Source organism: Nocardia tengchongensis, from assembly GCF_054781395.1.
In genome coordinates this window covers 58122-80389 of sequence record NZ_BAAGUM010000015.1, presented here as the reverse complement: position 1 = coordinate 80389, position 22268 = coordinate 58122, and the positions used below count along the sequence as shown (strand labels likewise).

Below are 22268 nucleotides of genomic sequence, written 5' to 3'. Positions count from 1 at the left end.
CCGCACAACCGGAGGTAGAGCTCGTGGCAATGGATGAGAACAATGATTTCGACGTCGTCGTCATCGGTTCCGGATTCGGCGGGAGCGTGACGGCACTGCGACTGGTGGAGAAGGGATACAAGGTCGCCGTCCTGGAAGCCGGACGACGGTACGCCGACGCCGATTTCGCCAAGACCAGCTGGCATCTGCGCGAATTCCTGTGGGCGCCGGCCCTGGGCTGCTACGGAATTCAGCGCATTCACCCGCTCAGCAATTGCGTGGTGCTGGGCGGTGCCGGCGTGGGCGGCGGCTCCCTGAACTACGCGAACACCCTCTACGTCCCGCGCGACGGCTTCTTCGGCAATCCGCAATGGGCCCATATCGCCGACTGGAAGAGCGAACTGCTCCCCTACTACGACCAGGCCCGCAAGATGCTCGGCGTGGTGACCCACCCGTACTGGACGCCCGCCGACGAGGTGGTGAAGTCGGTCGCAGACGAGATGGGCGTGGGCGACACGTTCATTCAGACACCGGTCGGGGTGTACTTCGGCGAGCCGGGCAAGACGGTGCCGGACCCGTTCTTCGGCGGTGTCGGTCCCGACCGCACCGGCTGCATCGAATGCGGCGAATGCACCACCGGCTGCCGGCACGGAGCCAAGAACACGCTGCTGAAGAACTATCTCGGCCTCGCCGAACGCGGTGGGGCGCAGATCTTCCCGCTCACCACGGTCACCGCGGTCACGCCGCAGCGCGACGGCAGCTGGACCGTCGCCACCAAGCGCACCGGCACACTGCCCGGCGCGGGCGCGCGCACCTTCACCGCTCGGCACGTGGTGCTGGCCGCCGGTACCCGCGGCACCCAGAAGCTGCTGTTCAAGATGCGCGACCGCAAGATCCTGCCGCGGCTCTCGCGGCGGCTGGGCGAGCTGACCCGCACCAATTCCGAAGCCATCCTGGGTTCGTGCAAGCCCGAAGTGGACCCCGGCTACGACGGCACCCGCGGCGTCGCCATCACCTGCTCGTTCTATCCCAGCCCGGACACCCACATCGAGCCGGTGCGCTACGGCAAGGGCTCCAACGCCATGGGCCTGCTGCAGACCTTGATGGTCGACGGCGAGGACCCGGCCGACAAGTCCTCGCGGCTGACCCGGCTGGCGAAACTGGCCGCCCGCCATCCGGGCCGGTTCCTGCGAGAGTTGAACGTCCGCAACTGGTCCGAACGCACCATGCTGCTGCTGGTCATGCAGAACCTCGACAATTCGATCACCACCTACACCCGCCGCGGCCTGTTCGGCCGCCGCTACGTCAGCCGCCAGGGTGAGGGTGACCCCAGCCCCACCTGGATTCCGGTGGGCTACGAGGCGGCCAAGCGGATCGCGAAGAAGATGAAGGCCGAGCCGGGCGCCTCCTGGGCCGACATCTTCAAAACCCCCATGACAGCGCACTTCCTGGGCGGCTGCGTGATCGGCGAGGACGCGAGCGCCGGCGTCATCGACCCGTACCACCGGGTGCACGGCTACCCGTCGCTGTATGTGGTGGACGGCGCGGCGGTCTCGGCGAATCCGGGCGTCAATCCGTCGCTGACGATTTCGGCGCAGGCCGAGCGGGCGGCGTCGTTCTGGCCCAACAAGGGCGAGGCCGATACCCGTCCGGCGCAGGGGAATCCGTACCGGCGCATCGAGGCCGTCGCTCCGCACGCCCCGATCGTCCCGGCCGGGGCCCCGGCCGCGCTGGTGCTGCCGATCGTCGGGGTGACGGGCGGTGCGCGTCCGGCGGATGCGTAGCAGCGCCGAGTCGTAGTTCTCGTGAAGAAGGTCGGGCCCGGTCGAAAGTCGACCGGGCCCAACCTTTTCCGGTGACTAGGGTGTCACGATGTTGAAGCTCGGGTCCGGCGCGTCGAACAGGCCGACCAGCTTGGCGAAGGACTGGACATCGCCCTCGACCGCCAGCGCCCCGGACTGCACCAGTTCCCCGACATCGCGCCCGCCCAGCAGCATCCCGATCAGCGTCGGGCGGGTCAGGGTGAAGGTGACGTCGGCCGCGGGCAGCTTGTCACCGTCGTGCCGATCCCAGTGCAGCAGCACGCCATTGCGCAGCTGCAGCCGCACGGTGCGGTTCTCGTCGGTGAAAACCCAGTCGCTGACCGCCTTCTCGTGCCAGGCCTTGGGGCCGTCGACCCGCAGCGCCAGGCCGTCGAGCACCATGTCGACGGTCATGGCCGCCAGCATGGTCTCGGGCAGTTCCTTGGTCGGGGTGCCGAAGCTGCCGTTGCGCAGTTCGTAGGCGCCCGAGAGGAAGAAGTTGCGCCACGGGCCGTTCTCCGCGCCGAAGGCCAGCTGCTCGAAAGCGTCGGCCTGCAACGACTTGGCGGCCTCGTTGGTGTCGTCGGCGAAGATGACGTAGTTGACCGCCTGCACCACCCAGCGGTAGTCGCCCTCCTCGAAGGACTGGCGCGCCTTGCGCAGCACCTCGTCGGCGCCGCCCATGAATTCCACGTGCCGCTTGGCGCTCTCGACCGGCGGGTGCTCCCACAGGTGGGCGGGGTTGCCGTCGAACCAGCCCATGTAGCGCTGGTAGATGGCCTTCACGTTGTGGCTGACCGAACCGTAGTAGCCGTGCGCGGCCCACGAATCGGCCAGGGCCGGAGGCATATCCATCATCTCGGCGATCTCGCCGCCGACATAGCCCTGGTTGATCCGGCGCAGGGTCTGGTCGTGCAGGTAGGCGTACAGGTCGCGCTGCAGCTCCATGTACTCGACCAGCGTCTCGGTGCCCCAGGTCGGCCAGTGGTGCGAGGCGAACACGACATCGGAGTCGCGGCCGTAGAGGTTGATCGACTCGGTCAGGTACTTGGCCCACACGTGCGGGTCGCGCACCAGCGCGCCGCGCAGGGTGAGCAGGTTGTGCAGGGTGTGGGTGGCGTTCTCGGCCATGCACAGGGCCCGGAAGTCGGGGAAGTGGAAATTCATCTCCGACGGGGCCTCGGTGCCCGGGGTGATCTGGAAGACGATGCGCACCCCGTCGACCGTCATCTCCTGCCCGGTGGTGGTGATGTCGTGGGTCGGGGCGATCAGGGTGATGGTGCCGGTCGAGGTGGTCTGCCCCAGACCCGCGCCGACCTGCCCCTTCGGGCCGCGCGGGAGCGCCGCGCCGTACATGTAGGCGGCGCGGCGGGCCATGGCGACGCCCGCGTAGACGTTCTCGGCGACCGCGTGCTCGAGGAATCCGGCCGGGGCGATCACCGGAATGCGGCCCGAGGCAGCGTCTTCGGCGGTCATCACGCCCATCGCGCCACCGAAGTGGTCGACGTGGGAGTGGGTGTAGATCATGGCCGTGACCGGCTTCCGGCCGCGGTGCGCGAAGTACAGGTCCATGCCCGCCTTCGCCGTCTCGGTCGAGATCAGCGGGTCGATGACGATGACCCCGGTGTTGCCTTCGATGATCGTCATGTTGGAAAGATCCAGGCCGCGGATCTGGTAGATCCCCGGAACCACCTCGTAGAGACCCTGTTTCACGACCAGCCCGGACTGCCGCCACAGCGACGGGTGCACCGAGTTCGGGCAGGAGCCCTGCAGGAAGCCGTAGGATTCATCGTCCCAGACGACATTTCCCTTGTCGTCCTTGACGATTCCCGGCTCCAGCTTGGCGATGAAGCCGCGGTCGGCGTCGGCCTGGTCGGCGGTGTTGTCGAACGGGAGTTCTTTCAGGGCACGTTGGTTCTGTTCGATGATGAACTTGCTCGGTTCGGAAACCGCACTCACTGTCCGCCTCCTGCTCTTGCCGGAATCTCCGACGTCGTTGGGGTCGAAAAGGCTTCTTTCTTACCGGGATCGGTGAGACCGATGACCATCGCCACCGCGCACACGACGACCACGGCGACCGTGGCGATGGCGATGACGCGTGAGCCGTGCGCCCAATGCCCGTGGTGGAGCGTGTTGTGGCGCACGAAGCTCAGGCCCGCCAGGAACAGCAGGGCCAGCGCCGCCAGCGCGGGCCCGATGGCCGCCGGATGCCAGCCGCTGGTGGCGGCGTGGTTGACGAACAACGCCGCGGTGCCCATGGCCGCGATGGCGGTGCGCCGCCATGCCAGGGCGGTGCGCTCGGCGGGGAAGGTGGGCGGCGCGGTCACGGCCATACCGTCGCGACGGCCGCGAACACCGAGACCACCGCGATGCCGGCCGCGAGAATCGGAACCAGCAGCGGGTTGCGCAGTGGCTCACCCCGTTCCATCCGGACCTGGACATCACGCCAGTGCGTGTACGCCCCCATGGCCAGCGCCACCGCCAGCGCGATGCAGCTCAGCGAGAGCGCGCGCCGCACGCCGACGTGATGGAACGGCTGCACCAGCGTGTGCACCGCCACACCCGCGGCCAGCAGGCCGAGCGAGGTGCGGATCCACGCGAGAAAGGTGCGTTCGTTCGCGAGGGTGAATCGGTAATCGAGCGGGGGCTGTTCGGGCACGCCCTGCTCCTGGTCTTGGTCTTCCACTGTCACCACCTGTCCGGGGTCGCAGGCGTCGTCCGATTACAGCAAATGATCAGCAAGGGCAATCATTCCACGGATGACGCTGCGACGGTCGATACCCCACGCTGCCGGGGCCCGGTAAGTGACACATGCACCGCAGTCTGACCGAGAGCCGGGCTGAGGGCCTCGCCCGTTTCGGGTGAACTCACGGCAACCCGGAACCGCAGGCATTCGGCCCGGATCGACCAGGCGTCAGTTCAGCAGGCGCTGCTCATTCGCGACCGCGACAGCCGCGGCGCGGTTGTCGACGCCGAGCTTGTCATAGATGCGGCCCAGATGGGTCTTCACCGTCGCCTCGCTGACGTGCAGCGCCTTGGCGATTTCGCGGTTGCCCAGCCCCTGCGCGAGCTGTCCGAGAATGTCTAGTTCGCGGGCCGTCAGCGCGGGCTGCGGGTTGCGCATGCGGTGCAGGACGCGGTCCGCGATCGGGGGCGACAGGGCGGTGCGGCCCTGGGCGGCGGCCTGGATGGCGGCGAAGAGTTCTTCGGGCCGTTCGGCTTTGAGCAGGTATCCGGTCGCGCCCGCGGCGATGGCGCGGGTGATGTCGGCGTCGGTGTCGAAGGTGGTGAGGACCAGCACGTGCGGGGCCGGGCGGAGGGTGGTGGTGATGCGGCGGGTGGCCTCGATGCCGTCCATGTCGCCGCCGAGCTGCAGATCCATCAGGACCACGTCGGGTCGCAGGCGCTCGGCCAGGGCGACCGCTTCGGGGCCGCTGCCCGCCTCACCGACCACCTCGATGCCCCCGGCGCTGCCCAGCAGGGCGCGCAGGCCCGCCCGGACCACCACGTGGTCGTCGCAGAGCACCAGGCGGACAACGGTTTTCGCTTCGGTCACGGCCGCTCCAAGGGGACTTCGGCGGAGACGACGGTGCCGTCACCGGGTGCGGATTCGACGGTCAGGGTCCCGCCCAGCTGGCGCAGCCGGGCGCGCATGGCGGGCAGGCCGTGCCCGCGACCGGCGGGGGTGGACAGCGCGGCGGGGTCGAAACCCGTTCCGTCGTCGGCGATGTCGAGCACGAGCCGGTCGCCCAGGTCGGTCAGGGTGATGGTGACCGTGGTGGCCGCGGCGTGCTCGCGCGCATTGGCCAGCGCGCCCTGCGCGATCCGCAGCAGGGCCGCCTCCACACCGGCGGGCTGGCTCATCGGCACTCCCTCGACATGCACGCGCACGCGCAGGGTGTCGCCGCCTTCGCGTTCGGCCATCGCCTCGAGCGCCGCGACCAGCGATCCGCCCGCGGCCAGATCCGTCGGCGCGAGGTCGTGGACGAAGCGCCGCGCCTCGGCCAGATTGTGTTCGGCCACCGCGGCCGCGCCCCGCACGTGCTCGCGGGCCGCGCCGGGATCGCTGTCCCAGATCCGGTCGGCCGCCTGCAGCAGCATGCGCTGACTCGAAAGACCTTGGGCCAGCGTGTCGTGGATCTCCATGGCCAGGCGCTGACGTTCGGCGAGGGTGCCCTCACGGCGCTCGGTGGCGGCGAGTTCGGCGCGGGTAGCGCGCAGGTCGTCGATCAGCGCGGCCTGCCGTTCGGTGGTGCGCAGCAGGCCCAGGAACAGCGCGGTGCTCAGCGCGGCGACCGCGGGCGGGGCGAGCAGCAGATTGGGATCGACCCAGTCGGCGAGCGCGAGCTGGGCCCACACCACGAACGCCGTCAGCCCGGCGACCAGAGCCAGCGCCACCCGCAACGGCAGGATCCGCAGTCCGGTGTAGAGCAGCGGGACCGCGCACCACGCGAAACTGGGTGCGAGCACGACCAGCACCGCCCAGCCGGTCACCAGCAGCGCGAACCACACCAGCCGCTCCGAGGCGCGCAGTTCGCTCACCACGTAGAGCACGGCCAGCGCGAGCGAGAGCCCGATCACCCAGGGCATGCGCGGACTCTCGGGGTGCCGCAGCAGGAACCGCAGCAGCGACGCGGCCAGCAGGACGTAGAAGGCGCTGTGCACGATGGTGCCCAGCAGCCGGGTGTCGTCACGGGACGGTGGGCTCGGCAAGTCCGGAACCGGCATGCGAGCACCTCCTCGGCGACGTGGGCGGACAGCCAATTCATTCTGCCGTGCACCGGTGCCGGTCGGGTCATCCGATCGGCTGATACGGGGATCAGCCGTAGCGCACGCCGATTCCCATCCACTGCGCCGATGTGCCCGAACGCCGCGAGCAGCAGGCTGGAACACGAACGAAGCCAACAGCTTTCACCACACCCCGGGAGGACCCCATGACCACCGAGCAGCCCTCGAACACCACCCGCAAGCGCCTGATCATCGGCGGCGCGGTCGCGGCCGTGGCGGCCGCCGGCGTGATCGGCGTGGTGTCGGTGAACGCCCAGGATCCCGATCCGGGCACCAAGACCCCCGTGGCCGCCGATGCCGCGGGCGGCAACCTGGCGCAGAGCACCCACCTGACCATCGCCGCCGCCACCAAGGCCGCGCAGGCCGCCCTGGACGCCGCGGTCAAGGAGAACCAGCACGTGACGGTCGCGGTGGTGGATCGCGACGGCAATACCGTCGTCACCCTGCGCGGCGACGGCGCGGGCCCGCAGTCCTACACCTCCGCCCAGCAGAAGGCGTTCACCGCGGTGTCGTGGAACGCGCCGACCTCGGTGCTGGCCAAACGCCTCGACAACGCCCCGCATCTGGCCGACATCGACGGCACCCTGTTCCTGGGCGGCGGCGCGCCGGTGACCGCCAAGGGCGGCGCTCCGATCGCCGGCATCGGTGTCGCGGGCGCGCCGAGCGGTGATCAGGACGAGAAGTTCGCGCAGGCCGGCGTGGCCGCGCTCGGCAACTGAGCCCGGCCCGCGGACCCGGTCGCCACGGCCGGGAGCGGACGAAGCGGTCACCGGGCCCGGATCGGGCGCGCCGACACTCGGCACGATTCCGAACCGGTCGGCAGGGGGTACTAACCTTCTCCCGGTGACCGAGTCCGCTGACGGATTGCTGCCCGACCCGAGGGGGGTCGGGTCCGAGGAGATTCCGCGCGCGGAAAGGCGCGGCGACGTCGAGCGGCTGCGGCTGTTCTCCTTCGCCACCGCCGAGAAACGGGCCGACTACCTGTGGGTGTTGCGGGCTTTCGACACCGCCCGCGCCGCCTACGTGGTGCTGTTGCACGCCTCCGACGTGGCCGACACGCTCGATCGTTGCCCGGGCGCGCCCGCGCTCACCGCCACCGAGGTCGGACCGCTGCTCGAGCAGCTGCATCAGTGGGGTGTGCTGGAACGCAGTTACGACGGGACGCGGGCGGCCACGCTGGCCGAGTATCGGAACCGGCATTTCGTCTACCAGTTCTCGCAGGCGGGCTATCAGGCGTTCCGGGCGGTCTCCGATGTCCTGGAAGCCCGGCTCGACGAGGCCTCGCTCTCCCGGCTGGTGCTGCCCGAACTGCTGGCCGATCTGCACACCCTCGCCGAGGCCAACAAGGGCGCCGACGCGCCGCGGGTGTACCGCGTGCTGAACCGGCTCGACCGGGCGCTGAGCGATCTGGCCGAGCGGGCCGCGCACTTCTATCTGACCCTCGGCGATCTGGTGCGCACCACCGAGGCCACCCCCGAGGCGTTCCTCGCGCACAAGGACGCGCTGCTGGCGCACATGCGCGAATTCTCCATGGACCTGGCGCGTTTCGCGCCGCGGCTGGCCACCGCCATCCGCGAGGTCGAGGCCACCGGCGTCGACGACCTGATCGAGCGCGCCGCCCGCTGCGACGAGCGGGTACTGCTGAATCCCGCGGAGCGCCAAGCCGATTGGCGGGCCCGCTGGCAGGGTCTGCGCGGCTGGTTCATCGGCGAGGACGAGGGCGGGCTCACCGAGTGCGAGCGGCTGCGTGAGGCCACCATGAGCGCCATCGCGGCGGTGCTGTCGCTGCTGCGGCGGGTCACCGAGACCCGCAAGGGCGGTGTCAGCCGCGAATCGGCGTTGCGGCACCTGGCGGGCTGGTTCACCGCCGCACCCAGCGCCGACGCCGCGCACGCCCTCTACGACGCGGTGTTCGGGCTGGGCCGTCCCCGCCACCTGTCCATGCAGCATCCCGACGCGGATGTGATTCCGGCCATCCGATCCTGGTGGGACGCACCGCCGTTGGAGATCGCCCGCACCCTCGCCGAGACCGGCCGCCCGCCCACGCCGGGCGCGCCCGCGCGCCTGCAGCGCAACGACGCCGGGATCCGCCGGCTGCGCCAGGCCCAGCTCGACGCCCAGCGCGCCCGCGCCGAGGCGGCCCGCTCGCTGGCCACCGCCGACCTGCACGACCGCGAACTCGACGAGGGCGAAACCGAGGTCCTGCTCAAACTGCTCGACGCCGCCTCCACCGCCTGGGTGCCGGTCAGCGGGCGGGTGCCGGGCACCTCGGGTACCGACAACGGGGTGACACTCACCGTCTCCGAACACCAGGGCTCCACCCTGGTCCGCACCGCCAAGGGCGTGCTGTACCTGAACAACCGCCGCCTCGAGGTGCGCGAGACCGCCGCCCTGCGCGGACGCAAATCCCCTGCTGCGAAACCACATCCGGCTACCGACTCCGGGAACGAGGAGGTCGGCTGATGCACGCGCGCACCATCGATTCGCTGGCCCTGGACAGCTACCAGCGCGCCGCGCGGACCATCCTGGCCAATCACCTGGTGACCCGCACCTACCCCGACCGCATCGCGCTGCCGCTGTTGCGGCGCTGGGCGACCGAACTGCGCGAGGATCTCGCGGAGCTGTTCGGCTACCGCCTCGAGGTCACCGAGACCACCGCCCGGCTGTTCCCGGTGCTCGATCAGCTCGACGCGGGCCGTCCCGCGCGCACCACCGGCGATCGGGTGTTCGACCGCCGCCGCTACGCCTACCTGGCGCTGGCGCTGGCCGCACTGGGTCGCGCCGGGGACCAGATCACGTTGTCGGAGTTGGCCGATCAGGTGGCCGCCTACACCGAGCGGGTGGACGGCCTGGAACTGGCGCCGGATCGGGCCCCGGACCGCGACGCTTTCGTCGACGCCATCGGCTGGCTGGCCGCACGCGGCGCGCTCACCCTGGCCGACGGTGACGCCGGCGGCTGGGCCAGCGACCCCGAGGCCGGGGAGGCGCTCTACGACATCGACCGGGCCATCGTGTTCGCCCTGTTCCGGCCGCCGCGCGCGCTGCAGCATCTGCGGAGCGTGACCGGGCTGCTCTCGGAGGCGGCGGGCGGCGCGGCCGAGACCCGTTCTCCCGCCCTGGTTTCGGCCGCGCGCAGGGTGCGCCGCGCGCTGGTCGAGAAGCCGGTCGTCTACGCCGACGAGTTCGACGAGCCGGAGCGCTCGCTGCTGGCGCAGGAGAAGCTGGTGACCGAGGTCGAGTACCTGACCGGGTTGCGGGCCGAGCGGCGTGCGGAAGGCGTTGCGCTGATCGACAGTTCGGGCCGGCTCTCCGATGTGCGGTTCCCCGGCACCGGCACGCTCGCGCAGGTCGCGTTGCTGCTGGCCGGTGAGATCGCCGATCTGGTCCTCGATATCGACAATCCGGTGCCGCACCGGCCCCGCCCGGAGCGCCCGTTCACCGATCTGGTGGCGCAACTCGACAGCGCCATCCCGCTGACCACGGTGTTCGCGCCACTGGCCGACCCGCTGGAAGTGTTCGGCGCGCAGCCGGATCCGGACACCGAGGTCGAGGAACCGGAGATCCCGGAGTTCCCGTTCCTGGAATCGTCGTGGATTCGCGACACCGTCAAGATGCTCACCGACCGCTACGGCAACACCTTCGCCGCCCAGTGGCAGGCCGACCTCACCGGCCTCACCGGCGAAGTGGTGTCGCTGCTGGAACGCCTACGGCTGGTGGAGCTGGTCGACGGCGGGCTGCTCATCCTGCCCGCGCTGGCCCGCTACCGGGGTGCGATCGTCACCATCCGCACCCGCGCGGAGTCCGAATTGTTCCTCTCCCCCACACAACTCGACAGCACCACCGAGCACCGCAGCACAGAGAAGGGATCCGGGCACTGATGGCCGACCACATTCACGGTGGAGTGCGCTTCGTCCCGACCCGGGCGGGCATCATCAACCTGTGGGACTACCGCGACCAGGAGTTCTGCTTCGCCGACGGTCGTCTGGTGCTGCGCGGCCCCAACGGCTCGGGGAAGACCAAGGCGCTCGAGGTGCTGTTCCCGTTCGTGTTCGACGGCCGGATCGAGCCGCGCCGGCTCAACCCGTTCGCGGGCGAGGAACGCACCATGAAGTCGAATCTGCTCTACCGCAAGCAGGAATCGGCGTACTCGTACGTGTGGATGGAGTTCGCGCGCGGCGACTGGGACTCCCCCGAAACCGTCACCATCGGTATCGGCATGCGCGCCACCCGCTCCAACGACAAGGTGACCCGCTGGTATTTCGTGGCCGACGGCCGCGTGGGCGTGGACTTCTCGCTGCTGGGCCCCGACGACCGCCCGCTGACCCGCAAGCAGCTGGCCGAGCAGATCGGCTCCGACACCATCGTGGACCGCCCGGTGGAATACCGGGCCGCGATCGACGCCCGCATGTTCGGGTTGGGGCAGCAGCGCTACGACCAGCTCATCAACCTGATCCTCACGCTGCGCCGCCCACAGCTGGCCAAGAACCTGGATCCGCGCGGACTCTCGCAGGCGCTCACCGACGGTCTGCGCCCGCTCGACGAGCAGCTGATCCTCGACGCCGCCCGCTCCTTCAGCGATATGGAGGAGGTCGGGCGCACCCTCGAGGGCCTGATCCAGGCCGACACCGCGACCCGCGATTTCGTCACCGTGTACCGCAAATACCTTGCCGTGCAGGCGAAGACCGATGTCGACCAGGTGCGGGTGCGGCTCGACACCGTCACCCACGCCGGCACCGCCCTGCACGCGGCCGCCGCCCTGCGCACCCGCCGTGACACCGAACGCGCCGCCGCCGAGACCCGCGCCGAGGACGCCGACCGCGCCTACGAACAGGCCCTCGCCGACCGCGAGACACTGCAGCGCTCCAGCGCCTACGAGGGCAAGCAGCAGCTCGACGATCTCGCCGACGCGGTGCGCCGGCTCGAGACCTCCTCCGCCGTGCACCACGACAAGGCGCTGAAATCCCGTCAGACCGTGGACCAGCGGCTCGAGGAATCCGAGCGCGCCCAGGCCGCGGTCGCGAACGCCGGCTCGGCGCTGGCTCGCGGCGAGGACGAATTGCGTTCGGTCGCCGAGGAAGCCGGCATTCCGTGGACCACGCTGCCGGAGTCCGCGCGCGCCGACCACCTCACCACCACGGTCCGCTCGCACGCCGAGGAGCGCGACGGCGATGTCCGCGCGGTGCGCCGCGCGCTGACCCTGGTCGACCAGGCCGCCACCGAACGCACCCGCGCCGAACGGGCGTCGGGCCGCGCCGTCGAACTGCGCGACGCGGCCGCCGCCGAGCTGGCCGAGGCCGAAGCCACCGTGGCCCTGGCCCGTTCGAACACCGCGGTCGCCCTGCGCGACTGGTGGGACACCCACCGCGAGGTCTACTCCCCCATCCGCGACGGCCTTTTCGAGGCCCTGAACGAGTCGCTCGGCGACGTCGGCGCCGAGCCGGACCTGGCCGTCCCCGCGACCCCGGCCGAAGTGCTGGCCGAGCGCACCGAGCCGCTGACCGAGGAGATCCGGGGACGGCGGCAGGAGGCCCGCACCCGGGCCGCCCAGGCCGCTGCCCGGGCCGGCGAGCTGCGGGCCGAGCGGGAGCGGGTCGCGGCCGAACGCGATGACGCGCCACCGGCTTTCGCCGCGCGGACCGATGTCCGGCCGGAGCGGTCCGGCGCGCCACTGTGGCGCCTGGTCCGCTTCGCCGACGGCGTCGGCGCACCGGAGGCCGCCGGCATCGAGGCCGCGCTGCAGGCCGCTAATCTGCTGGACGCCTGGGTGACCACGGAAACCGAACTGCCGCAACACGCCTCGGACCAGTTCCTGGTTCCGCTGCCGCCCGCGCAGCGGCCCACCGGACGCACCCTCGCCGATGTGCTGGTCGTGGAGGACGATTCGCCGTCGCTGACGGTGCCGCGCGAGATCGTCGCCGGGGTACTCGCCTCCATCGCCCTGCACGACTCCCCGCACGCGACGCCCACCGGCGCGGGAGCGGACAAGGCGCACATCGTCTCCGGGGCGGCCGCGCAGGCGGTCGGTCCCGAGGGGCAGCTGACCATCGCGACCGACGGCCGCTATCGCCAAGGCGTACAGGCCGGTCGGCATTTCAAGACCGACGCCGAATTCGTGGGCACCACCGCCCGCGCCCGGCGACGCGAACTGCGGCTGGCCGAGCTGGCCGCTGCCGTCGAATCGGCCGTCACCGAGGCCGAGACCGCCCAGAGCGAGGAGCAGGGCGCTACGGCGGAGCTGGGGCGGATTTCAGCCGCCGCCAAGGCGCTTCCGCGCACCACCGCCGTCACCGCCGCCCTGCGCGGCGTGGCCGAGGCGGCGGGCATGCTGCGATCCCGGTCCGAGGCCGCGGCACAGGCCGAGCGGGATCTGGATCAGGCCGTGACCGAATACGGCAACGCGGACAAGAAGGTCCGTGCCATCGCGGCCGACCACCGCGCGCCCCGCGACCCCGCCGAACTGGACGCGCTGGCCGCCGCGGTCCGGCATTTCGAGAACGCCGGCACCGCGCTGCTGCGCTTGCGCGGCGACCACCAGCGCGAGCACGAGCGGGCCCGCGAGGCCGGCGACCGCCTCGACGAATCCAAGGATCTGGCCGAGGCGTTCGCCGAGGAGGCCGAGGCCGCGCGCGCGGGATACGAAGAGCAGCTGCGCAAGCTGGAGACGCTGCGCGAGGCGCTCGGCGCGGGCGCCGCGGACATCGATCGCGAACTCGAGTCCGCGCGCGAACGCATCGACGCCGCGCGCGCCGAGCAGAAGACGGCCCGCAAGGCCGCCGCCGAGGCCATCGAGGCGGTCGGCGCCGCCGAGGGCGCGCACCGCGCCGCCCATGACACCCTGGGCACCGCGCTCACCGAATTGCTCTCCGACGTCCGCCATCTCGCCCCCTACGCGCGTCCGGACCTGCTGAGCCTGCTCGGTGCGCCCGCGGACAGCCGCTGGCCCTCCAGCGACGCCGCCTGGTCGACCCCCGAGCAGCTGCTGTACCGGATCGAGAACGGCGACCCCGAACAGGAACCCACCGTGCTGCCCGCCGAGGTGGCCGCTCTGTTCGAGAACCTGGCCACCGCAACCGCTTCGGTGCGTGCGGGCGAGGCGGCGCGCAAAGCGACCCGCAGCGCGGTCACCACCGCCCTGCAGGAGTTCGACGCCGCCCTGGCCGCCGCCCGCCAGGACTACCGCCTGCACTGGGACGCCGCCGACGGTCTGACCGTGGTGCAGGTGCACGACGACCACGGCCTGTCCTCCCTCGCCGATTTCGCCGAGCGCATCGGCGCGGCCCGCCGCGATCAGGAACTGCTGCTCACCGACGCCGAACGCCGCATCCTCGAGGACGCGCTGCTGACCGGTCTGGCCCAGCAGATCCACGAACGCACCTCCGACGCCCGCGATCTCATCTCCCGCATGGGCGCGGAGATGAAGCAGCGGCGCATGTCCTCGGGCAACACCATCGGGGTGCACTGGGTGCTGGCCGACAACCTCTCCGAGCCGGCGCGCGCGGTCTGCAAGCTGCTCGATCGCGACTCGGCCGACCTCACCCCCGAGGACCTGTCCACCGTCCGCGCCTATTTCGCCGCCGAGATCCGCACCGCCCGCGCCGCGCATCCGGAACGCTCGTTCCCCGAGATCCTCGCGGCCACCCTCGATTACCGCACCTGGCGGGTGTTCTCGTTCACCATCCTCACCGCCGACGGCACCGAGGACCGCCTCACGGTGGCCCGCCACAGCGCGCTCTCGGGCGGCGAACAGTCGGTCTCACTGCATCTTCCGCTGTTCGCGGCCGCGCACGTGATGCTCGATTCGGCCGACCCGCAGGCCCCGCGGCTGCTGGCGCTGGACGAGGCGTTCGCCGGTGTCGACGACAACGGCCGCAGCGAACTGCTGGGCCTGTCGGTGCAATTCGACCTCGACCTGTTCATGACGGGGTACGACCTGTGGATCACCTACCCGCACGTTCCCGCCTGCGCCCACTACGATCTGGCGCACTCCGCGGCCGAGAACACCGTCAGCGCCACGCTGCTGGTGTGGGACTCCGACGATCTGCTCGCCGAGCACGACGGCACCGACCTCACCTCCGCGCTGGGTTCCCCCAACCGCCGCCGCCTGCCGCACGGCCTCGAGGGCGCGATCCCGATGGACGAGGAACTCGAACTGACCAATTGACCGGATTCGGGTGTCGGCAACCCCACTGGACACGGCCTCGAGCAGCGCAGTCGTACTGCCCTGACGGACACCCGATTCCGCGTGTCGCAACGCGGCGCGCCGTAAGGATTGGACCGACGGCAAACCAACAGTTTCGCGGTTGGGCCTGTATGGACTAGAAATGTCTTCCGTGCCTACCGGAATCACGTGTCAGCCATCGGGAGTCCTCGGACGGGGGACCAATTGACGATCGAAAACCCTCGCGAGGACGATGTCACCCAGCTGGCGCTACGCGTCGAGAAGGCGCGAGGCCGGCTGGCCTATCAGTACGATCCCGCGCTGACCGACGCGCTGTCGGAGAACGAGCTCGTCGCCGAGCGTGACCTCGCCGAGCGTATTCGCGAACAAGAGCGCGCCCAGCGCTGGAAGTACGCCGAAGCCACCGCCGCCGCCGCGGACCGCGCCCGCCAGACCACCGAAGAGATTGAGAAGGCAGACATTCGCGACTTGCTGCTCGCTCGCAAGGCGATCGCCGCACAACGGCGGGAATCGAGCCCGCACGCCAAACTGGCGTCGCTGTACAAGCATCGGGCGTGGAGCCAGCGTGCGCTCGCCGGTGTGGTCGCGGCCGGAATGCTCTGGTCCGCGGTCAACGTGCAGCACAACATCGCTCCCGGCGGACCCAGCGATCCCCTCTACTGGTTCAGCTACCTGCTCGAAGGCATGATCAGCGTCTGCCTCGTGATCATCATGATCGGCACCAACAAGGTGGCCGAGTGGGGTGTGATCGACAGCCGCCGCCAGGTCGTGGTGGCCGAGATGGCGCTGCTGAGCCTGACCGTCATCCTCAACACCTACCCGTACCTGAAGAACGGCAGCTGGTACGACGTCGCGGTGCACGCCATCGCGCCGGTGATGATCGGCGTGGCGCTGCTCATCCACAATGCCGCGGCCTCCCGGTACGGGCTGGCCATCGTGCGCGCCACCGATCAGATCCGGGACCTCCCGGATCCGGGCGAGCAGATCCGCCGTGCCATGCCGACCGTGGTCGCCTGGCCGACCCGCCCCACCCCGCCGTCGGCCTCGGCCGGCCCCGCAGCACTGACCGCGGCTCCGGCCGAGGCCGACAAGACCGTTGATGCAGAACCCCAAGTGGTCGAGACGCGACCCACCGCCAAGGCCGAAAGCCAGGCGGAACCCGCGAAGCCTGCGGACAAGGAGCGTCGCTCGGCGACGGGCAAAAGTCGCAAGTCCGAAGAGGACGAACGGTCTCCGCTCGCCGATCTGACCGATCCCGTCCCGCCGCTGAACGTCTATGACACCGGCCAGTTCCGCATCGCCGAAACACTCGAGCAGGAACTCGCCGAACTGCAGGCCGCCCGCCGCCGCGCCCGCGCCGCGTCGCGCTCCCGCAACGGCAGCTCCATCGACGACTGAGCGTCGTCGAATCGAATCGACCCCGGTGCCGCCAGCTGCGGCACCGGGGTCGATGTTTTCGTGCTCCGGGTCAGTGACCGTCCTGGTGCGCGGTCTCGGCCGGCACCACGATCGCCGAGCGCGGCTGCGCGGGAGTGCCCGCGTGCTGCAGGTAGCCCAGCCACCCGGTGCCGACGAAGACGGCGAGCAGCACCGCGGTCGGCAACTCGAAAAATAGCCAGCTGGTGGCGAAGACGACATCTCTGAGTGGATGGGCCGGACGCCGGGTGACTCGGACGGGTGGGCGCTGGTGCCGGAGCGTGCCGTGATTCGTACGGTACTGCCTGCCCTGCCTGCCCACCATGCCTCCGTTGCTGAAGAAGTGCCGAACTCAGGAAGTCGAACCCGCGGCATGCGCATAGAGGTGGTCGAGCGGTCGCCGTGCGGACTCGCACCAGGCAGTATGCCCAACGCCACGGACCTGTGGGTCGGAATGACCGAATCTTCGGGTGGGGCTGCCGGATTGCCGTCGACTAACCGGACAATCCCGAAAAATCCCGCAGTACAACGTGATTGCGATCGGCACAGCTGCCCAGTGCGTGATCGGGATGCAAACCCAGGTACTGGCTGCGGGTCCGGGTACTCCAGCGCCGTGCCGACTCCGAGCGCGTCTTCCAGAAGTTGACCATGTAACCGCCCTCGTAGATCCGGATCAGGGTGTACCCGCCCGGATACTCCTTCACCGCGCCCACCTCGAGGAACTCGACCCCGATCCCGGAATCGGGACGACTGCGCCGATTCCGGTGCGTGTGCCCGCTGTGGTGCAGGAACACGCCGGGCGCGCTCGCGTACAGGCGATGCAGCGCGGCCGCGTTGGCGCGGTCCAGCACGAAACCCGGACCGCCCGGATTGCTCACCGCCGCATGCCTGGTCACCGGGTGGTGCCCGAAAATCAGTGTCGGCCGCTCGGGTTCGCCGCGCAGCAGCTCACCCAGGTGCGCGAGCTGCGCGGGCGCGAGGGTGCCGCCGGCGCCACGCACCCGGGTGGTGTCGAGGCCGATGATCCGCAGTCCGCCCGCGAAGTATTCGAGCAGGCGGTCGCGCGGATGAAAAACGTTGCCCCAGTGGTCGGTCTCCTCCGGAGGCCGCACGTCGTGATTTCCGCGGCACACGAAGTAGTCCCGGCCCAGTTCGCCCCAGTCGTCGAGCTGGGCCCGCACGCCGAGGGCCTGCTCGGCCGTGCCCGAATCGGTCAGATCGCCCGCCACCACCAGGTGGTCCGCGGCCCGGTCCGGCAGGCGCAGGTCCTCGAGCAGGGCATGCAGCATGAATTCGGGGTATTCGTCGGTGCCGTGCCGCACACCCTCGAACAGCCCCGCGAACAGGCCGCTGGCCGGTTCGCCGTAGTGCAGATCATTCGCGAGGGCGATGGTGCGGATGAGCCGTCCGGGCGGCGGGGTGGCTGTCGTGAACACACCGGTGGATTCCGGGGTTCCGGATCTACGGGTCACCAGCGTGCGGGCGGGCACCGCGCGGCGACCGTCGGAGTACGCCTCGAATCGGTAGGCGCGTCCCGGTTCCAGGCCCCGGATCTCGGCGTAGTGGTAGGGGGTTCGCAGCCCCTCGAAGAACCAGGTGCGCGGGACGCCGCGCGAGTCAGCGGGGGTGATCCGCACCTCGGTGTCGGCGGGGACCGGCCGCAGTCGCCCGGCCCGGTTGCGAGCCCGGGTGGTCCAGGTCAGGACGGCCGAATGATCGGTCACCGTCACCAGTTCCAGATCCGAGGCCACCACCGTCTCGCGCGGGGTGCGGGTCCGGTCGGCGAACACCGGGCGCGGTGTCCGCACGGCGACCGCCGCCGCCCCGCTCGCGGCGTTGGCCAGCCACATGGTTCGAAGTCGCGGTTCCAGCATCACATCTCCGTCCGCTGTGCTCCCCCACAAGCGACGGTAGAGCGACCAGTTGAACCGCCAGATGCCCGGACATGACCGAACGGCTTCCGATTCCGGAATTCAGGTCATCTCCGGGCAGCGGCGCATCAGAACGGCTTGGTGGGCAGGTACTTTCCGTCCAGGGTGATGACCGCGCGCTCGCCGCCCTCGGGATCGGCGACCTTCTTGACATCGAGCTTGAAGTTGATGGCGGAGATGATGCCGTCGCCGAACTGCTCGTGCACCAGGGCCTTCAGCGTGGTGCCGTACACCTGGAGCATCTCGTAGAAGCGGTAGATGGTCGGATCGGTGGGCACGCCGCCGGGAATCGAGCCGCGCAGCGGAATGGTCTGCAGCAGCTTGGCCGCGTCGGCGTCCAGGTCGAGCAGCTCGGCCACGGCCAGGGCCGACTTCTCCGGCAGCGGGTGCTGGCCGAGGATGGCGGCGGTGGTGAAGGCGGGCGAGAGCCCGGCCGCGTCGGCGATCTGCTGCCAGGTCAGATCCTTGGCGATCTTGGCGGCGACGGCGGCGTCGGCGAGGGCTTCGCGGGCGGTGGGATCGAACTGTGCGTGCACCATGGTGGCGTCTCCTTCTGGTGAGGGTTTTCGGGGGAATCAGGCGGCGAGGGTGGTGAAATCGCCGTCGGCGTCGAGCGCCTCGACGCGCCCGGTGCCGATGTCGTACACCCAGCCGTGCAGGGTGAGGGTGCGCCGGGACAGGGCCCGGGCCACCGCGGGATGCGTGGCGAGGTTGGCCAGTTGTGCCACCACATTGTGGCGAACCAGCGCGGAAACCGCTGCGGCGCCGGTGATCTCGGGATCGATGGCGGCCCGGGCGGCGTCGGCGTGCCGCAGCCAGCCCGCGACCGCGGGCAGACCCGAGAGGTCCTGTCCCTCGGCGAGCGCGGTCATCGCACCGCAGGCCGAGTGGCCGCACACCACGATGTCACTGACACCCAGCACGCCCAGCGCGTACTCGATGCTCGCGACCACACCGCTGGCCGCGCCCGGGGTGTGCGGCGGGACCAGGTTGCCGGCGTTGCGGATGACGAACAGTTCACCGGCTTCGGCGGAGGTGATGAGTTCGGGCACCACCCGGGCGTCGGAGCAGCCGATGAACAGCGCGCCCGGGCGGTGGTCGCCGGCCAGGCGTGCGAACAGGCCCGCCTTCGCGGGGAAGACATCGCGCTGGAACCGTCCGAGACCGTCGGCGAGGTTCGGCATGGGAACTCCTTCCGGGTGCGGCGGCCTGGTGTGGACCGATGCCATTCACCCTGCCCGAACTGCGGCTATAGTGTCCAAGACTTGATATCGATCGGTCCGATTGCTGTCGTCTATAGTCGGGCTGTGACCCCGGAACTACGGCATCTGCGCTACCTGCTCGCGGTCGCCGAGCACGGCAATTTCACCCGCGCGGCCGAGGACCTGCATCTATCTCAGCCCACGCTGTCGCAGCAGATCCGCCAGCTCGAGCGGCTGGTCGGGGTGCGACTGCTCGACCGCACCGGCCGGTCGGTCCGGCTGACCGACGCCGGAGCCGTCTACGCCGACCACGCCCGCCGCGCCCTGCGCGAACTCGCCGCCGCGGACCGCGCCGTCCACGATGTCGAGGACCTCGAGCGCGGCACCCTGCGCCTGGCGGTCACCCCCACCTTCACCCCGTATCTGATCGGCCCCCTCGTCGCCGAATTCCACGCCGGGCATCCCGGCATCACCCTGGAGGTCAGCGAATCCGCCCAGGACGCCATGGAACTGGCGATCCTCGCCGACGACATCGACCTCGGCATCGCCTTCCTGGGCGCGACCACACCTGGCATCGCGGCCACCCCCTTGTTCGAGGAAAGCCTCAGTCTGGTCGTGGGCGAACACAACGCGACTGCCTCGCCCCTCCCGATCGCCGACCTGGCCGACCAGGAACTAGCGCTCCTCAGCCCCGATTTCGCCACCCGCGGCCACGTCGACGACTACCTCCGCGCCCACGGGGTAACCCCGCGAATCGCCGTGCACGCCAATGCCGTCCAGTCCGTCATCGAGATTGTCCGCGGCACCACCCTGGCCACCGTCCTCCCGCCTGCCATCGCCGCATCCCACCCCGGCCTGCGCCCGGTCGACCTCGATCCTCCGATGCCGACCCGTACCGTCGCCCTGCTGCGCCGCGAGCCGGCCCACCAGCCCGCCGCCGCCCGCGCCTTCACCGACCTGACCCGCCGGTGGGTGAGTGACCGGCTCCCACCCCCACGAGTCCCCGACACGCCCCGCGATTGATGGCCCGCTTCGCGAAACCTCGAGTCGAAGCCTCGGCCGGATCTACTCTCGACGCAGGGCCCGGCATCCGCGCGGGCCGCTACCCCGAAAGGAGATCGTCATGGCCGTCGCCGTCATCGTCGAATTGGACGACACCACGGTTGCACAGTACGACTCGATTCTCGAGATCTTGGGGTTCACACCGGGCGGCCCCATGGCTGCGGGCGGCCTGTTCCACTGGGTGACCGCCGCGGACGGCGGCGTCCGGGTCACCGATGTCTGGAACTCGGCCGACGATTTTCAGCGCTTCGCGAACGAACAACTGGCGCCGGCGCTCCAGAAGGCGGGGGTGGCCAATGAGCCCCGCATCAGCTTCGAGGCGGTCCACAACTTCCTGACCGCCGGCTGAGGCTCCCCCGCGCCGGTCGATTCGGCCGGCGCGGGTCCCAGCGACAGCGCGGACGGCAATGCTCGCACTCGGGTACGGTTGTCTGGTTCCGAATGTTGCTGGGGCACATAATCGCTAGGGGCCTTCATGTCGGCGCTGGGACGACCGGGCTGGGTGCTCGCCGGCCGCTACCGGTTGATCGAGAAGCTGGGCAGTGGCGGATTCGGGACCGTCTGGAAAGCGCGCGACGAGCAGTTGCGTCTCGATGTCGCGGTGAAGGAAGTACTGCTCCCGTACACCGAATCGAGCACGGAGCACGCCGAGCGAGTCGCGCGCGCCGAACGCGAGGCCCGCAATGCCTCACGGCTGCACCACCATCCGAATATCGTCGGTGTCCTCGATGTCGTCACCGAGGGCGTGACGCCCTGGATCGTCATGCGCCTGGTGTCCGGCCGATCCCTGAAACAGAAACTCGACAGCGACGGGCCGGTGACCGTCGAGGAGGCCACCACCATTGCCGCCGCATTGTTGCAGGCCCTGCGGGCCGCCCATGATGCCGGCGTGGTCCACCGCGATGTCAAGCCGGGCAATATCCTGCTCGCCACCGGTGGCGAGGTGCTGCTCACGGATTTCGGAACCGCCCGCCACCATTCCGATCACACGCTGACCGCCAAGGAGACGATCATCGGTTCGTTCGAGTACATGGCGCCCGAACGCATCGACGGCGAGGACTCACCGGCCGGGGACCTGTACTCCCTCGGTGTCACGCTCTACCACGCGGTGGAGGGGGTTTCCCCATTCCGTCGCGACACCATTCACGGAACCATGAAAGCGGTGATGTTCGCAGCGGCGCCCGCACCCGCTCGCGCCGGGCAACTCGTCCAGCTCCTCACCCGGCTGATGAACAAGAAGCCGGAGTTACGCCCCTCCATCCCCGAGACACTGACCCTGCTCGCGGCTCGGACGCCGGCGGCGCTCGCACCGAAACCGGAAGCACCCAAGGGTAATTCACGATCACCGGGAGCCGGCCGCAGGCGTGGCGAGGTCGGCCAGTTACTGGCCCGTGCCCGCGATCATCAGAAGCGCGGCGATATCGGTGAAGCCGAACGGCTACTCCGTCAGGCCGCAGCGATGAACGACGCCCTCTCCATGTCCTTCCTGGCGCGACTGCTCGAAAACCGCGGCGCCCGTACCGAAGCCGAACGCTGGTACCGCAAGGCCGCCGAGAGCGGCGAAACGCTCTCGATGCTCACCCTGGGCCATATGTACATGAAGACGGGTGACCTCAGCCAAGCCGCCTACTGGTACCGCCGCTACGTCGACCACGGCCACGTCCTCGGAAAGATCCACCTGGCAGCGGTTCACGAGGCCCGGGGCGAGGACGACCGAGCCGAACTCCTCTACCGCCAGGTGGAACAAGATGGCGACATGATCGCCCTGAAAGCGTTGGGCGACCAATGGAAGTCCATGGGCCGCACCGACGCCGCCAAACGTGTGTACCGCAAATCCGCGCAAGCCGGCTACGCCCCCGCGAAGGCAGCCCTCGAGAGTCTGCCCCCGCGCTAGGCGAGCCTCGGCACG

Annotated in this window: 18 protein-coding genes; 9 read left to right on the top strand and 9 right to left on the bottom strand. The window is 70.1% G+C overall.

Translation table 11 applies throughout. From position 1 onward, the window contains the following. The first annotated feature begins 29 nt into the window (after nt 1–29). Complete coding sequence (locus tag ACYVKL_RS26860; RefSeq protein ID WP_379166661.1) at nt 30–1763, top strand: FAD-dependent oxidoreductase; 1734 nt, start codon at nt 30–32, stop codon at nt 1761–1763. Nucleotides 1764–1838: 75 nt separating this feature from the next. Here ACYVKL_RS26860 and ACYVKL_RS26855 read toward each other — a convergent pair whose 3' ends face one another. The 5 genes from ACYVKL_RS26855 to ACYVKL_RS26835 all read right to left on the bottom strand — a co-directional run bounded on the left by ACYVKL_RS26855 (nt 1839) and on the right by ACYVKL_RS26835 (nt 6509). Beyond that, the gene (locus tag ACYVKL_RS26855; protein WP_379165916.1) at nt 1839–3740 is read right to left on the bottom strand and encodes an alkyl/aryl-sulfatase; all 1902 of its coding nucleotides are present in this window, start codon (nt 3738–3740) and stop codon (nt 1839–1841) included. After that, on the bottom strand, nt 3737–4108 hold the full coding sequence (locus ACYVKL_RS26850; RefSeq protein ID WP_379165915.1) for a DUF202 domain-containing protein: 372 nt from the start codon (nt 4106–4108) through the stop codon (nt 3737–3739). The genes ACYVKL_RS26855 and ACYVKL_RS26850 overlap by 4 nt, the downstream gene beginning before the upstream one ends. Beyond that, nucleotides 4105–4440, bottom strand: a complete 336-nt coding sequence (locus ACYVKL_RS26845) for a YidH family protein (RefSeq protein ID WP_379166658.1) — start codon at nt 4438–4440, stop codon at nt 4105–4107. Before ACYVKL_RS26845 ends, ACYVKL_RS26850 begins: the two co-directional genes overlap by 4 nt. A 255-nt stretch (nt 4441–4695) precedes the next feature. Beyond that, nucleotides 4696–5337, bottom strand: a complete 642-nt coding sequence (locus ACYVKL_RS26840) for a response regulator (RefSeq protein WP_379165914.1) — start codon at nt 5335–5337, stop codon at nt 4696–4698. Then, nucleotides 5334–6509, bottom strand: coding sequence for a sensor histidine kinase (locus ACYVKL_RS26835; RefSeq protein ID WP_379165913.1), 1176 nt, complete (start codon nt 6507–6509; stop codon nt 5334–5336). Before ACYVKL_RS26835 ends, ACYVKL_RS26840 begins: the two co-directional genes overlap by 4 nt. A 206-nt stretch (nt 6510–6715) precedes the next feature. Here ACYVKL_RS26835 and ACYVKL_RS26830 point away from each other — a divergent pair, with 206 nt between their 5' ends. The 5 genes from ACYVKL_RS26830 (at nt 6716) to ACYVKL_RS26810 (ending at nt 16146) form a co-directional block, all read left to right on the top strand. Next, nucleotides 6716–7288, top strand: a complete 573-nt coding sequence (locus ACYVKL_RS26830) for a GlcG/HbpS family heme-binding protein (RefSeq protein WP_379165912.1) — start codon at nt 6716–6718, stop codon at nt 7286–7288. A 217-nt stretch (nt 7289–7505) separates the two neighbouring features. After that, the gene (locus tag ACYVKL_RS26825; protein ID WP_379166656.1) at nt 7506–9032 is read left to right on the top strand and encodes a TIGR02677 family protein; all 1527 of its coding nucleotides are present in this window, start codon (nt 7506–7508) and stop codon (nt 9030–9032) included. Beyond that, nucleotides 9032–10447 carry a TIGR02678 family protein gene (locus ACYVKL_RS26820; RefSeq protein WP_379165911.1) on the top strand — a complete coding sequence of 472 codons (1416 nt, stop codon included), beginning with the start codon at nt 9032–9034 and terminating at the stop codon, nt 10445–10447. Before ACYVKL_RS26825 ends, ACYVKL_RS26820 begins: the two co-directional genes overlap by 1 nt. Next, complete coding sequence (locus ACYVKL_RS26815; protein ID WP_379165909.1) at nt 10447–14730, top strand: TIGR02680 family protein; 4284 nt, start codon at nt 10447–10449, stop codon at nt 14728–14730. Before ACYVKL_RS26820 ends, ACYVKL_RS26815 begins: the two co-directional genes overlap by 1 nt. A 222-nt stretch (nt 14731–14952) precedes the next feature. Then, entirely contained in the window at nt 14953–16146 is a 1194-nt protein-coding gene (locus ACYVKL_RS26810) for a hypothetical protein (protein WP_379165908.1), read from the top strand. Between the two features lie 70 nt (nt 16147–16216). Here the strand turns inward: ACYVKL_RS26810 and ACYVKL_RS26805 are convergent, their stop codons facing one another. The 4 genes from ACYVKL_RS26805 to ACYVKL_RS26790 all read right to left on the bottom strand — a co-directional run bounded on the left by ACYVKL_RS26805 (nt 16217) and on the right by ACYVKL_RS26790 (nt 19279). Next, a complete protein-coding gene (locus tag ACYVKL_RS26805) occupies nt 16217–16489 on the bottom strand; it encodes a hypothetical protein (protein WP_379165907.1) in 273 nt (90 codons plus the stop codon). 169 nt (nt 16490–16658) lie between these two features. Next, nucleotides 16659–18038, bottom strand: a complete 1380-nt coding sequence (locus ACYVKL_RS26800) for a metallophosphoesterase family protein (RefSeq protein ID WP_379165906.1) — start codon at nt 18036–18038, stop codon at nt 16659–16661. 125 nt (nt 18039–18163) lie between these two features. Then, the gene (cynS, locus tag ACYVKL_RS26795) at nt 18164–18634 is read right to left on the bottom strand and encodes a cyanase (RefSeq protein ID WP_379165905.1); all 471 of its coding nucleotides are present in this window, start codon (nt 18632–18634) and stop codon (nt 18164–18166) included. A 36-nt stretch (nt 18635–18670) separates the two neighbouring features. Next, a complete protein-coding gene (locus ACYVKL_RS26790; RefSeq protein ID WP_379165904.1) occupies nt 18671–19279 on the bottom strand; it encodes a carbonic anhydrase in 609 nt (202 codons plus the stop codon). A gap of 123 nt (nt 19280–19402) precedes the next feature. Here ACYVKL_RS26790 and cynR point away from each other — a divergent pair, with 123 nt between their 5' ends. The 3 genes from cynR (at nt 19403) to ACYVKL_RS26775 (ending at nt 22253) form a co-directional block, all read left to right on the top strand. After that, on the top strand, nt 19403–20320 hold the full coding sequence (gene cynR, locus ACYVKL_RS26785; RefSeq protein WP_379165903.1) for a transcriptional regulator CynR: 918 nt from the start codon (nt 19403–19405) through the stop codon (nt 20318–20320). Between the two features lie 100 nt (nt 20321–20420). Further along, complete coding sequence (locus tag ACYVKL_RS26780) at nt 20421–20708, top strand: hypothetical protein (protein ID WP_379165902.1); 288 nt, start codon at nt 20421–20423, stop codon at nt 20706–20708. 126 nt (nt 20709–20834) lie between these two features. Then, a complete protein-coding gene (locus tag ACYVKL_RS26775; protein ID WP_379165901.1) occupies nt 20835–22253 on the top strand; it encodes a serine/threonine-protein kinase in 1419 nt (472 codons plus the stop codon). The last annotated feature ends 15 nt before the right edge of the window (nt 22254–22268 follow it).

Coding starts and splice junctions, on each gene's coding strand:
- ACYVKL_RS26805 (WP_379165907.1), bottom strand. CDS start 16,489: ATGGTGGGCAGGCAGGGCAGGCAGTACCGTACGAATCACGGCACGCTC.
- ACYVKL_RS26860 (WP_379166661.1), top strand. CDS start 30: ATGGATGAGAACAATGATTTCGACGTCGTCGTCATCGGTTCCGGATTC.
- ACYVKL_RS26800 (WP_379165906.1), bottom strand. CDS start 18,038: ATGCTGGAACCGCGACTTCGAACCATGTGGCTGGCCAACGCCGCGAGC.
- ACYVKL_RS26790 (WP_379165904.1), bottom strand. CDS start 19,279: ATGCCGAACCTCGCCGACGGTCTCGGACGGTTCCAGCGCGATGTCTTC.
- cynS (WP_379165905.1), bottom strand. CDS start 18,634: ATGGTGCACGCACAGTTCGATCCCACCGCCCGCGAAGCCCTCGCCGAC.
- ACYVKL_RS26820 (WP_379165911.1), top strand. CDS start 9,032: ATGCACGCGCGCACCATCGATTCGCTGGCCCTGGACAGCTACCAGCGC.
- ACYVKL_RS26830 (WP_379165912.1), top strand. CDS start 6,716: ATGACCACCGAGCAGCCCTCGAACACCACCCGCAAGCGCCTGATCATC.
- ACYVKL_RS26780 (WP_379165902.1), top strand. CDS start 20,421: ATGGCCGTCGCCGTCATCGTCGAATTGGACGACACCACGGTTGCACAG.
- ACYVKL_RS26775 (WP_379165901.1), top strand. CDS start 20,835: ATGTCGGCGCTGGGACGACCGGGCTGGGTGCTCGCCGGCCGCTACCGG.
- ACYVKL_RS26815 (WP_379165909.1), top strand. CDS start 10,447: ATGGCCGACCACATTCACGGTGGAGTGCGCTTCGTCCCGACCCGGGCG.
- ACYVKL_RS26835 (WP_379165913.1), bottom strand. CDS start 6,509: ATGCCGGTTCCGGACTTGCCGAGCCCACCGTCCCGTGACGACACCCGG.